General features: G+C 71.5%; 9 protein-coding genes. 8 read left to right on the forward strand and 1 reads right to left on the reverse strand.

The features are described from left to right. The first annotated feature begins 39 nt into the window (after window positions 1-39). The 4 genes from C1I93_RS33395 to C1I93_RS21975 are packed head-to-tail and all read left to right on the forward strand — an operon-like array spanning window position 40 to window position 3,190. Window positions 40-474, forward strand: a complete 435-nt coding sequence (locus tag C1I93_RS33395; protein ID WP_111245186.1) for a TOBE domain-containing protein — start codon at window positions 40-42, stop codon at window positions 472-474. 41 nt (window positions 475-515) lie between these two features. Then, on the forward strand, window positions 516-1,250 hold the full coding sequence (gene modA, locus C1I93_RS21965) for a molybdate ABC transporter substrate-binding protein (RefSeq protein ID WP_111245192.1): 735 nt from the start codon (window positions 516-518) through the stop codon (window positions 1,248-1,250). Between the two features lie 39 nt (window positions 1,251-1,289). Further along, window positions 1,290-2,117, forward strand: coding sequence for an ABC transporter permease (locus tag C1I93_RS21970; protein WP_111245187.1), 828 nt, complete (start codon window positions 1,290-1,292; stop codon window positions 2,115-2,117). Continuing rightward, window positions 2,114-3,190: an ABC transporter ATP-binding protein gene (locus C1I93_RS21975; RefSeq protein WP_111245188.1), complete on the forward strand. Its 1,077-nt coding sequence runs from the start codon at window positions 2,114-2,116 to the stop codon at window positions 3,188-3,190. The genes C1I93_RS21970 and C1I93_RS21975 overlap by 4 nt, the downstream gene beginning before the upstream one ends. Before the next feature lie 60 nt (window positions 3,191-3,250). Here the strand turns inward: C1I93_RS21975 and C1I93_RS21980 are convergent, their stop codons facing one another. Next, window positions 3,251-5,308, reverse strand: coding sequence for a heavy metal translocating P-type ATPase (locus tag C1I93_RS21980; RefSeq protein WP_111245189.1), 2,058 nt, complete (start codon window positions 5,306-5,308; stop codon window positions 3,251-3,253). A 412-nt stretch (window positions 5,309-5,720) separates the two neighbouring features. Here C1I93_RS21980 and C1I93_RS21985 point away from each other — a divergent pair, with 412 nt between their 5' ends. The 4 genes from C1I93_RS21985 to C1I93_RS22000 form a co-directional block, all read left to right on the forward strand. Further along, window positions 5,721-8,168 (forward strand): sensor histidine kinase, encoded by a 2,448-nt coding sequence (locus C1I93_RS21985; RefSeq protein ID WP_181445275.1) that lies wholly within the window; start codon window positions 5,721-5,723, stop codon window positions 8,166-8,168. A 45-nt stretch (window positions 8,169-8,213) separates the two neighbouring features. Next, entirely contained in the window at window positions 8,214-8,618 is a 405-nt protein-coding gene (locus C1I93_RS21990; RefSeq protein WP_111245191.1) for a roadblock/LC7 domain-containing protein, read from the forward strand. Beyond that, window positions 8,615-9,826 carry an ABC transporter substrate-binding protein gene (locus C1I93_RS21995; protein ID WP_212808666.1) on the forward strand — a complete coding sequence of 404 codons (1,212 nt, stop codon included), beginning with the start codon at window positions 8,615-8,617 and terminating at the stop codon, window positions 9,824-9,826. The genes C1I93_RS21990 and C1I93_RS21995 overlap by 4 nt, the downstream gene beginning before the upstream one ends. 113 nt (window positions 9,827-9,939) lie before the next feature. After that, a partial coding sequence (locus C1I93_RS22000) for a M14 family metallopeptidase (RefSeq protein ID WP_111245194.1) occupies window positions 9,940-12,983 on the forward strand: 3,044 nt, incomplete at its 3' end.

The raw sequence follows: 12,983 nt of genomic DNA on the forward strand, positions 1-12,983 counted from the left end.
GACGCCACACCACACGAGCCTTATCGTCGGCAGCGTCAGATGGGTATAAGAGACAGGTTTCGGATGGGCGAGGCGGCGGAACTGCTCGGGGTGAGTGTGGACACGGTCCGCCGCTGGGTGGACGGGGGACGCCTCACCGCGAGCCGCGACGAGCAGGGGCATCGGGTGGTCGACGGGGTCGACCTGGCCCGGTTCGTCCGGGCGCAGGCCGGTGATCGGGAGCGGCGGACGGAGGAGTCCTCGGCGCGCAACCGGCTGCGCGGCATCGTCACCGCGGTGGTGAAGGACGCGGTCATGGCACAGGTGGACATCCAGGCCGGCCCGTTCCGGCTGGTGTCGCTGATGAGCCGGGAGGCGGTCGACCAACTGGGCCTGGAAGTCGGGTCGGTGGCGGTCGCCGTGATCAAGTCCACCACCGTCGTGGTGGAGCGTCCGGCCGTGCCAGCCGGGACCAGAGGAAGGACCAGCCCGTGAGAAGCGTACGCACCGCCCTGGTCGCGTTGACGGCGCTCGCGATGGTGGGCCTGAGTGGCTGTGGCGACGACTCCAGCGACCAGCCCGCCGGGGGTGACGGGGTCAGCGGCCAGCTCACGGTGTTCGCTGCCGCGTCGCTGACCGAGTCGTTCACCCGGATCGGGCAGGACTTCGAGGCGGCGCAGGGGGTGAAGGTGATCTTCAACTTCGCCGGCAGTTCCGCCCTCGCCACCCAGATCAACGAGGGTGCCCCGGCGGACGTGTTCGCCTCCGCCGCCCCGGCCAACATGGACACTGTCCTGGACGCGGGCAACGGCGACGGCGAGCCGGTCACCTTCGCCCGCAACCAGCTCGTCATCGCCGTACCCAAGGGGAACCCGGACGGGGTGACCAGCCTGAGTGATCTCACCAAGCCGGACGCGAAGGTCGCGCTCTGCGCCGAACAGGTGCCCTGCGGTGCGGCGGCGGGTAAGGCCCTGGACGCCGCCGGCGTCGCGCTCACCCCGGTCACCCTCGAACGGGACGTCAAGGCGGCGCTGGCCAAGGTGCGGCTGGGTGAGGTCGACGCGGCGCTGGTCTACCGCACCGACGCGCGGGCCGCCACGACCGACGTCGACGGCATCGAGTTCCCCGAGTCGGCCGAGGCGATCAACGACTACCCGATCGTCGTGTTGAAGGACGCGGCCAACAAGGCCGCCGCCCGAGCCTTCCTTGAGTACGTCCGCTCCGACACCGGCCGCAACGTGCTCACCACGGCCGGGTTCCAGGTGCCGTAGCCGGTGTCGCGTCTCGACGATGCGGCGGCCCGGCCGACCATGGCCGGGCCGCGCCGCCCCCGAAGCGTCGGGCCCAGCCGCCCCCGAGGCGTCCGGCGGATACCGGTGGCGCTGCTGCTCCCCGCCGGGCTCGGGCTGCTCTTCCTGGTGCTGCCGCTGGTGGGGCTGCTCGCCCGCGCGCCGTGGAGCACGCTGCCGCAACGGCTCACCGAACCGGCAGTGCTCGCCGCGCTGCGGCTCTCCGTCCAGAGCGCCACCCTCGCCACAGTGCTCTGCCTGGCGCTCGGCGTACCCCTGGCCTGGTTGCTGGCCCGCGTCCAGTTTCCCGGCCGCCGGCTGGTGCGCGCCCTGGTCACCGTTCCGCTGGTGCTGCCGCCGGTGGTCGGCGGCGTGGCCCTGCTGCTGGTCTTCGGCCGCCGCGGGCTGGTCGGCTCCTGGCTCGACGCGACGTTCGGCATCACCCTGCCGTTCACCACCACCGCGGTGGTGCTCGCCGAGGCGTTCGTCGCCATGCCGTTCCTGATCATCGCCGTGGAGGGGGCGCTGCGTGGTGCCGACACCCGCTACGAGGAGGCCGCGGCCACTCTGGGTGCCGGCCGGTGGACCACCTTCACCCACGTCACATTGCCACTCGTCGCTCCGGGGGTGGCCGCCGGGGCGGTGCTCTGCTGGGCCCGTGCGCTCGGTGAGTTCGGCGCGACGATCACCTTCGCCGGCAACTATCCCGGCCGTACGCAGACCATGCCGGTCGCCGTCTATCTCGCCCTGGAGACCGATCTGGAGGCCGCGATCGTGCTCAGCCTCATCCTGCTCACCGTCTCCGTGGTCATCCTGGCCAGTCTGCGCGACCGCTGGATCAGCGGATGAGTGAGCCGGCCGGGGCCCGCCTGCTCGACGCCCACCTGGTGGTGGAGCGGGGCGACTTCCGGCTCGACCTGCCGCTGACCATCAACCCGGGCGAGGTGGTCGCGTTGCTCGGGCCCAACGGGGCCGGCAAGACCACGGCCCTGCGTGCCCTCGCCGGTCTGCTGCCGCTCTCGGCCGGGCACCTGACCCTGGCCGGGCGCGAGTGGGACCATCCCGACCGCCGGGTCTGGATCCCCACCGAGCGGCGTCCGATCGGTGTGGTCTTCCAGGACTACCTGCTCTTTCCACATCTCACCGCGCTGGACAATGTGGCCTTCGGCCCGCGTCGGCACGGTCTGGGCCGGCAGCAGGCGCGGCAGCGGGCGGCCGACTGGCTGACCCGGATGGGGCTCGCCGCGCACGCCCGTCGTAAGCCCCGGCAGCTCTCCGGCGGGCAGGCCCAGCGGGTCGCCCTCGCCCGCGCCCTCGCCGTCGAGCCGGCGCTGTTGCTGCTCGACGAGCCGCTGGCCGCCCTCGACGCGGGTACCCGACTGGACACCCGGGCCCAACTGCACAGGCATCTCGCCGCCCACACCGGCGCCACCCTGCTGGTCACCCACGACCCGCTCGACGCCCTGGTGCTGGCCGACCGGCTCGTCATCATCGAGGACGGCCATGTCGTGCAGGAGGGGGACGCCGCCACGATCACCGCCCGACCCCGCACCGACTACGTCGCCCGGCTGGTCGGGCTCAACCTCTACCGGGGGCGGGCCGCCGGGCAGCGGGTACGGCTCAGTGCCGACTTCGGGCTGACCACGGGCGACCGGCACGACGGCGAGGTCTTCGTGGCCTTCCCACCCTCGGCCGTGGCCCTGCATCCGCGCCAGCCCGACGGCAGTCCCCGCAACACCTGGCCGGCGACCATCGCCGGGGTGCAACGGCACGGGGACAACCTGCGGATCCAGCTCAACGGTCCGATCGAGGTGGCCGCCGACGTCACCCCGGCCGCCGCCGCCCAGTTGCGGCTGGTTCCGGGGCAACGGGTCTGGGCCGCGGTCAAGGCCGCCGAGACCCGCGCCTATCCCGCCGGGTGACCGGACTACCGTCGAGCGCGGACGGCGGCCCGGCCGGACCGGTCCCGGTCCTGTACGAACTTACCCAGGCGGGCGTAGCTGGACCCGGCGCAGCAACTGGGCGTTGAGTGCGACGACGATGGTGGAGGCGGACATCAGCACCGCGCCGACCGCCGGGCTCAGGGTCACCCCGGCCCAGGCCAGGACGCCGGCGGCGAGCGGCAGCGCGACCACGTTGTAGCCGGCGGCCCAGGCCAGATTCTGGATCATTTTCCGGTACGCGGCCCGGGACAGCCGGATCACACCTGTCACGCCGCGCGGGTCGGAGGAGGCGAGCACCACCCCGGCGGACTCGATCGCCACGTCGGTGCCGGCGCCGATCGCGATGCCGACGTTGGCGCGGGCCAGGGCGGGAGCGTCGTTGACCCCGTCACCCACCATGGCCACCCGTAGTCCCCGGCGTTGCAGGTCGGCCACGGCGTCGTCCTTGTCGGCCGGCAGCACCTCGGCCAGAACCTCGTCCTCACCGGGGCGGAACCCCAGGTCGGCGGCGACCGCCTCGGCGACCGGTCGGGCGTCCCCGGTGATCATCACCAGCTTGCGGATGCCCTGCTCCCGCAGGTCGGCGATGGCCTGACGGGCCTCCGGCCGTACCTCGTCGGCCAACGCGAGCGCACCGAGCACATCGGCCCGTCCGTCGGCCAGCCGCAGCAGGTACAGCACGGCGGCGCCCCGCCGGGACCACTCCTCCCGCCGGCCGGCGAGGTCGTCGGGAACGGTGGCGTCGATCTCGCGGAGCAGCCCCGGCCCGCCGACCGCGTAGGCGGTCCCGTCGATGTCGGCGCGTACGCCACGGCCGGTGAGCGACTGGAAGCCTGTCGCGTGCCTGGGTTGGCCGCCTCGCTGCCCGGCGGCGGTGACTATGGCCCGGGCCAGCGGGTGTTCGCTGTCGGCTTCCACCGCCGCGGCGAGGGCGAGCACGTCGGCCTCGTCACCACCGGCGATGGCGGCGACGTCGGTGACCACGTGTTCGCCCCGGGTCAGCGTGCCGGTCTTGTCGAACAGCACGGTGTCCACGGTGCGCATCCGCTCCAGCGCCAGCCGATCCTTGACCAGGATGCCACCCTTCGCGGCCACCGCCGTGGAGAGGGCGATCACCAGCGGGATGGCCAGGCCGAGGGCGTGCGGACAGGCGATGACGAGCACGGTCACGGTGCGGACCACCGCCCCGCCCAGGTTGCCGAGCACGGTCCACACCACGAGCGTGACGACAGCGGTGGCGGTGGCGATGTAGAACAGCCAGGCCGCGAAGCGGTCGGCCAGCACCTGCGCCCGACCGCTGGACTGTTGCGCCTGGGCCACCAACCGCTGGATGCCGGCCAGCGCGGTGTCGTCGCCCACCGCCTCGATCCGGACCCGCAGGGCCCCGTCGGTGGCCACTGTGCCGGCCACCACCCGGTCACCGTCCGACCGGGACACCGGCCTCGACTCGCCTGTGATCATCGATTCGTCCAGTTCGGCCCGGCCGTCGACGATCCGCCCGTCCGCCGGCACCCGCCCGCCCGGCCGGACCAGTACCAGGTCGTCGACGCGCAACTCGGTCACCGGAACCCGCTGCGGCTGACCGTCGGGATCCAGCCGTTCCGCGTCGTCGGGCAGGAGCGCGGCCAGCGCCGACAGGGCCCCCTGGGCCTGCCCGATCGCCTTCATCTCCTGCCAGTGCCCGAGCAGCATGATCGTGACGAGTGCGGCCAGCTCCCACCAGAAGTCCAGGTCGAACGCGCCGAGTGCGGTGGCGAGGGACGCCACGTACGCCACCGTGATCGCCATCGCGATCAGCAGCATCATGCCGGGCGTACGGTCGGCGATCTCGCGCGCCGCGCCCTGGAGGAACGGCCACCCGCCGTACGCGAACACCACGGTGCCGAGCACCGGGCCGACCAGCGCCATCCCGGGAAAGTCCAGCCGGTAGCCGAACCAGTCCATCACCATGTGACTGGTGACCACGATCGGGACGGTCAGCGCCAGGCTCAGCCAGAACTTGCGGCGGAACGCCTCCGGATCGTGCCCCGCATGCTTGTCATGCCCTGCGTGTCCGCCGTGTTGCTCGTGTCCGCCGTCCATCTCCGCACCCTCCATCCACCACCACCATTCACCACGCGGTGGTGTCTCGGGTTGCGATCGGGTTCACTTACCGGATCGGAGCGTCCCAGGCATCGGCCGGGTGGCCATTAACGTATGACAATCAGCGACTCAGGTGTCTCGATCATGCATTCCAGTCTCCTCCGACACGCCAATCACCTTCCGGAAGCCGGATCGTGGCCCTGCGCACTGCCTCTGCGTCATGGTAGGAATGCGCTTCGATGTGGGAATCCCGCCCACGCGCCACCATGGACCGCGTCCGTCGGTCCTGCCGCGATCAACCCATGACGCAAAGGGGCGGAGTACGCCGGTGACAGGTGCGGTAGCGGCAGGCGCGGTGCGCACACATGCCGAAGCGCGTCGGGGATGGCTGGCTCGGGGCAGCATAGTTCGCCTGCTGAGATTACTGGTGGCGGTGCCACTGGTCGCCGTCATCGCCTTCGCCGGGCTGGCCCTTCAGGGCACGGTCCGGCAGGTGGTCAACGCGGGCACGGTGCACGACATGGTCACGCTCTCCACCCAGGCGGGCGCGTTGGCCCGTGCCCTACAGACCGAACGGGTGATCGCCGCGGTCGAGCTGACCACCCAGAACCAGGCGGCCAGCGCCACCTTCGACGATCAGGTGGGACGCACGGACGCCGAGATCGCCGAGTTCCAGCGGCGGCGTGCGCCTGTGACGTCGACGCAGCCCGCTCTGCAACGTATCGACGCCGGGCTGGTCGCCCTGAGCACCGTACGCGAGCAGGTGCGCTCCAGCCCTCGTGCCACGCTCTCCGCGATCGCCTTCAGCTACCGGATCCTCGTCGCCGACCTGCTCGCCTTCCGGGCGTCCGTGGCCACCGACACCTCGACCCGGATCGCCGACGACGTCCGGGCCGCGGTGGCGGTCTCGGAGGCGGGCGAGGCCATCGGTCAGCTTCAGGTAATCGTGCTGCGCAGCCTCGCCGGTGGTGAGGTGACGCCGGCCGGGCAGCAGGAGAGCGTCGGCGCGCAGGCCCGATTCGCCGAGGCCAGCAACGCCTTCCTGGCCCTCGCTGAGCCGGGCTGGGTGGCGGGCTGGGAGCAGATCGGCACCGACCAGCAGGTGGTCGCCGCGCAGCGGCTCCAGGACCAGGTGGGCCGGACGCTGCCCGGTGAACGACTCACTGTCGACGCGCAAGCCTGGGTCGAGGCCACCGACGGCTGGATCAGCCGGATGTTCCAGATCCAGGGCGAAGTGGATGCCGCGGTGGCCGACCGGGTGTCGGACGAACGTGGACAGTTGCTCCGCAACGCGCTGTTGCAGGGCGTCGGCATTCTCCTCGTGCTGGTGCTCACCGTCGTACTCACCAGTGTGGTGGCCGGGCGGATCACCCGGCGGCTGCGGTCGCTGCGCAACACGGTGACCAAGGTGGCCTACGACCGGTTGCCCTCGGTGGTGCGGGAACTCAACGCGGCCCCGCCCGGCAGCGTGCGGCCGAACGAGGTGGCTGACCGCTCGGTCTCGGAGTTCCGGATCACCGGTGCCGACGAGATCGCCGAGGTGGCGACCGCGACCCGGGCCCTGCACCGGGAGGCGGTCCGGATCGCCGGCGAGCAGGCGGTGATGCGGGCCAACGTCGCGGAGATCTTCGTCCACCTGTCCCGCCGTGAGCAGCGTCTGGTGGACGCGATGCTCGCCCAGGTCGACAAGGTGGAGCGCGACGAGGCAGACCCGGAGCGGCTCCAGCAGCTCTACCAACTGGACCACCTCGCCACCCGGATGGCGCGGATCAACCAGAGCCTGCTGGTGCTCGGTGGTTCCGGCATCTCCCGGGTACGGCAGGAACCGGTCCCGCTGGACCGCGTGACGCAGGCCGCGCTCTCCCAGATCGAGCACTACACGCGGGTCCGGATGGGCGCCGTGGACAAGGAGCTCTGCGTCGCCGGTCCCGCCGTGGACGAGATCGTGCACCTGCTCGCCGAGCTGCTGGACAACGCGACCGGATACTCGCCGCCGGAGACCGAGGTGCTGGTCACCGGGCACGCCCTCTCCGACCGGGCCATCGTGCAGGTGGTCGACCAGGGCGTCGGACTCTCCGCCCAGCGGTACCAGCAGCTCAACGCCGCGCTGGCCAACCCGACGTCGGTCGACGTGTCGGGGGTGCGGGCGATGGGTCTCACCGTGGTCGCCCGGCTCGCCGCCCGGCACGGTGTCGCGGTCGAGCTGCGTCCCGGACCGACCCGTGGCACGGTCGCCGAGATCGTCATGCCGGCGACGATCATCGTGCACCGACCGGTCCAGCAGCCGGAGCCGGTGGCGTCCGGGGTGGGAGCGGCACTCTTCTCGCCCGGCGGCGCGCACCCCGCCCGACCCGGCGTGGCCCACACCGGCACCCCGATGGCCGGCACCGGGTCCGGCAGGGCCCACACCGGCAGCCCAATGGCTGGCATCGGCCAGGGTGCGCCGGGACGCGTGCCGGCGGTGGCCCGGCCGTCAGTCGCCGGCCCGATGGCCGCACCGGCCAGTGCCGCTCCGGCGCGTTCCACAGCCGCTCCCCTGTTCCAGCCGGTGGCCGGGTCCGATCCGGCCGGATCGGACCGACGCGCGGTCAACGGCTGGTTCAAGACCGCGTTGGACGGTGAGTCGGTGAAGATCACCTGGCCGGTGGATGCCGGGGAAAAGTGGGCAGCCGCCACGATGGCACTGCCCATCCAGCCCGGACCGTCCTCCACCGAGGTCGGCCTACCGCGCCGGGTACCGCAGCCGCACCTGATCCCGGACGCGCGGCAACCGGCCGCCGACGCCCCGCGCAAGCTCGACCCGGCCGCCGTCGCGGCGGCCATGTCGGCCTACGCCAAGGGTGTCGCCGGGCGCCGCGCCCCCACCGCCTCCTGACGTCGACCGTGCCCACCCCTCTTTCCCCTCACCTGGAGCGATGCCGTGACGAGCCCGAACGACCTGAGCTGGCTACTGCAGCACTTCGTCGGCCGCACCCCTGAGGTCAGCCACGCCCTCGCCATCTCGACCGATGGTCTGGTCCTGGCGCACAACCACGGGCTGCCCCGGGACCGCGCCGATCAGCTCGCCGCCACCGGCAGCGGACTGATCGCGCTGCTGGTCGGAGCCGCCCGGTTCTTCGAAGCCGGCACCGTCATCTCCAACGTGACCCAGATGGAGGGCGGCTTCATGTTCTGCATGGCGTTCAGCGACGGCGCGTCGCTGCTCGTGCTGGCCTCGCCCACCTGCGACGTCGGCCAGGTGTCGTACGAGATGACCGACCTGGCGAACCGGATGGGTGAGGCGCTCACCCCGGCGGTGCGTTCCCAACTGCTGGGGATGCTGTGAGCGGCAGCCGCCCGGCCCGGCGCACCGTCGCGGCCGGTCGACGCCTGGTCGCGACGGTGCTCAGTGGCGTACTGGTGCTCGGTACCGCCGCCTGTGAGGGCGGGTCGGAGGCCGAGGCGCAGACCATCCGGATCGGGATGATCACCAATACCCAGGGGCCGTTCGAGCCACCCGGGTCCGAGCTGCGCGACGGATTTCAGCTCTACCTCGACATGCGCGGGGGGCAGCTGGGCGGCCACCCGGTCGAATTGATCGTCGCCGACGAGGGATACGAAGCCGCGGTGAGCATCGAGTCCGCCACCAAACTGTTGGAACAGGACCGGGTCTCGGCGATCACCGGCATCATCAACGGCGGCAACGTCGCCGCCATCCTTCCGCTGATCAACCAGCACAAGGTGCCGCTCGTCGGCGCGCTGGGTCGGCCGGCGCTCACCGACGTGACGTACGTCTGGCACACCAACCTCATCTCCGTCGAGCCGGGCGTGGCCATGGCCCCCTTCGTCAAGCAGGAGGTCAAGGACGGCACGGTGTTCGCCATCGGGCCGGACTTCCAGGGCGGTCGGGATGAGCTGCGGGGGTTCGTCGACACGTTCACCAGGCTCGGTGGCAGACTGGCCAACCCCGACGGCAAGGCCGTCTTCACCCCGTCCCCGGTCACCGAGGACTTCCGGCCATACCTGGACCAGATCGCCGCCTCGGGCGCCGACGCGATCTACTGCTTCTTCGACGCCAAGAGCTCCATCGACTTCGTCAAGCAGTACGCCGAATCGCCGGTGTCGCATCTGCCGCTCTACGCGGCGGGTTTCGTCACCGAACCGGCGAGCCTGGGCGAGCAGGGCGACACGGCGGAGGGCATTTACAACGGGCTGAACTATTCGCCCGACCTCGACAACGCGGCCAACCGGGAGTTCGTCGCGGCCTGGAGCGCGGCGTACCCGGGCCGGGTGCCCACCTCGATCGTGATGGCGTCGTACGATGCGGCCGCCGTGCTGGACAGGGCGATCGCCGCGGCCGGCACCAACCCCAGCCCGCAGGCGATCAACACCGCGATCGCCGGACTGGGGCAGCTCACCAGCCCGCGTGGGCCGTGGCAGTTCGCGAAGAGCACGCACTCGCCGATCCAGAAGTGGTACCTGCGCCAGGTCCGGCGGGACGGTCGGGCCCTGACCAACGTGGTCGTCTCGGAGCTGGGCACCCTCGGCGGCTGACCGGCGGGCCCGGGTGGCCGCTCGTGGGGAAGCGCCGCCCATCCAGACATTGACATGCATCTGGCGTCCGGCAAGGCTCGCGCCTATCAGTCCTTCCACCCCAAGGGGGCACGATGAGGCGCACACCGCTGGCGATCGCCGGCGTGGTCACTCTGGTCGGCACACTGGCGCTGGCCGCGCCGGCCAGCGCCGGACCGTCGTCCGTCCCGGCCGACCGGGACGGACTTGAGGTGTACGTCGGCACGGTCGGCCCGGCGCAGCTGGACCAGCTGCGCGAGGCCGGTGTCGACCTTGGACACGGCACCGCCGTCGAGCGCTCCGGCGACACCCGGATCGAGACGGTGCTCAGCAAGCGGCAGGCGGCCCGGCTGGCGAGCCAGGGCATCCGGCTGGAGGTCAAGAAGGTACGCGGCCGGGATGCCTCGCAGGTGCTGCGGGAGCAGGCGGCGACGGGCTGGACGGGGTTCCGCTCGTACAGTGCACCGGGTGGCCTCCGCGACGAGATCACCGCGACCGCGGCCCGCTACCCGAAGCTGGCCAAGGTGCAGTCCATCGGCCGGTCGGCGCAGGGCAAACCGATCCTCGCGATGAAGGTCACCAAGAACGCGCGGAGCACCCGCGACGGTGCCCGGCCGGCGGTGCTCTACGCGGGTGCCCAGCACGCCCGCGAGTGGATCACACCGGAGATGACCCGCCGGTTGATGCACCACGTACTCGACGGCTACGGCACCGACCGGGAGATCACCCGGCTGCTGGACACCACCGAGCTGTGGTTCATCCCGGTGCTCAACCCGGACGGCTACGACCACACCTTCACCCCCGGCAACCGGCTGTGGCGCAAGAACCTGCGGGACAACGACGGCGACGGGCAGCTCACCGGCGTCGACGGCGTCGACCTGAACCGCAACTTCGGCTTCCGGTGGGGGTACGACAACGAGGGCTCCTCGCCTGATCCGAGCAGCGAGACGTACCGCGGTCCCGGCCCCAACTCGGAGCCGGAGACCAAGGCGCTGGACGCGCTCTTCAAGCGGCTGAGGTTCGAGTTCTTCGTGAACTACCACTCCGCCGCCGAGCTGTTGCTCTACGGCGTCGGGTGGCAGGTGTCCACGCCCACTCCCGACGACGTGATCTACGAGGCGATGGCCGGCGACGACGCAAACCCGGCGGTCCCCGGTTACGACCCGGATCTCTCCGCCGAGCTTTACACCACGAACGGCGACACCGACAGCCACGCCACGGTGCGCTACGGCACGCTGGGCTTCACTCCGGAGATGTCCACCTGCCAGGCGGCGTCCGCAGTGGATCCCGACGACCAGTGGCGGCCGGAGGACTGCGTCAGTGTCTTCACCTTCCCGGACGACGAGAAGCTGATCGCCGCCGAGGTCGCCAAGAACCTCCCGTTCGCGCTCTCGGTGGCCAAGTCGGCGCAGCGGCCGGACGAGCCGGTCTCGGTGCTCGGCCACCGCACCCCGGACTTCGTGATCGACCCCTTCGACGTGTCGTACGGCCGTGATCAGCAGGTCGCCGCGATCAGCCGGCGGTCGCTGAAGAACGTACGGCTGAACTACACGATCAACGGCAAGCGGGCGCAGACCACGGGCGTGCGCGAGTGGCGGGGCGGCGAGCGCTACGGCGACACCCACAACGACTACTACGCCGAGTTGCGCGGCAAGGTCACCGGCGCCCGGCCCGGCGACCGGGTGCAGGTCTGGTTCACCGGGACCAAACCCGGCAAGGGCACGGTCAGCAGCGACCGCTTCACCTACCGGGTGCACCACGACATCGGTGGGGACGTGCTGATCCTGGCGGTGGAGGACGTCACCGGTCTGAGCCCGGCCCAGGAGGGCGGCAGCGCGAAGTACGCCGACGCGATCGCCACCTCGCTGCGTGCCGCCGGGCGCAGCAGCGACGTGTACGACTTCGACACGATGGGCCGCACCGCCCCGCACCACCTCGGCGTGCTGTCGCACTACAAGACGGTGGTCTGGGAGACCGGCGACGACGTCATCCTGCGCTCGCCCGGCCAGGTGCCCGGCACCGCCGCGAAGGCGGCGCTGGACACCGAACTCGCCGTCCGGGACTACCTCAACGAGGGCGGCAAGCTACTGGTCAGCGGCAAGTACGCGCTCTACGCCCAGGCGTCCAACGGGCTGTACGCCTACCAGCCGGACGCGCCGCCGGAGTGCACCGACGCCGAGGACCTGAGCTGTCTGCCGTTGCTCAACGACTTCCAGCAGTACTGGCTGGGGGCGTACACCTACGTCAGCGACGGCGGCACCTCGCCGCAGGGCGAGCCGTATCCGGTCCGTGGCGACGCGGGACGGTTCAGCGGCTTCGCCGCGACCCTCAACGCGCCGGGTTCGGCCGGCAACCAGGACCACACCGCCTCCTTCCTGACCACGTCGGGCTTCCTGCCGGTGGAGCAGTTCCCGCAGTTCGCCAGCTCCGCCCCGGTGGGCTGGGTCCGGCCGGGCGGCGCCCCGTTCGATCCGCGTACGGGGGAGTGGTACCTGTTCAGTGGGCAGTCCGACGAGTCGTACAAGCGGCTGAGCCGGACCGTGGACCTGACCGGGGCCGGTAACGCCGAGTTGCGCTTCTTCACCTCGTTCGACATCGAGCCGGACTGGGACTTCATGATCGTCGAGGCGCGTGAGGTGGGCACCGACGACTGGACCACGTTGCCGGACGCCGGTGGCCTGACCGCGCCGGACACCGGGGAGAGCTGCGGTTCCGGCTGGGTGGCGCAGCTGCACCCGTTCCTCGCCCACTACCAGGGCGCGGACTGTTCGCCGACCGGCACCACAGGCGAGTGGCACGGCGCCACCGGCAGCTCCAACGGCTGGAAGGAGTTCGTCGCCGACCTGTCCGGGTACGCGGGCAAGCGGGTGGAGCTCTCGATCAGCTACGTGTCCGACTGGGCCACCCAGAACCTGGGCGTGTTCGTGGACGACGCGCGGGTCGTCGTCGACGGGGTCACCGTCGCGGAGACCTCGTTCGAGACCGACCTGGGGGGCTGGACGGTGGCCGGGCCCCCGACCGGCTCCATTCCCGGTGCCAACGACTGGTCCCGCAGCCAGCAGGCCTTCGAGGAAGGCGCCGCCGTAGTCACCAAAGACACCGTCTACCTGGGCTTCGGCCTGGAGGGCCTACCCCCACC

The sequence above is a fragment of the Micromonospora endophytica genome, assembly GCF_003236305.1.
Lineage (GTDB): Bacteria > Actinomycetota > Actinomycetes > Mycobacteriales > Micromonosporaceae > Micromonospora > Micromonospora endophytica.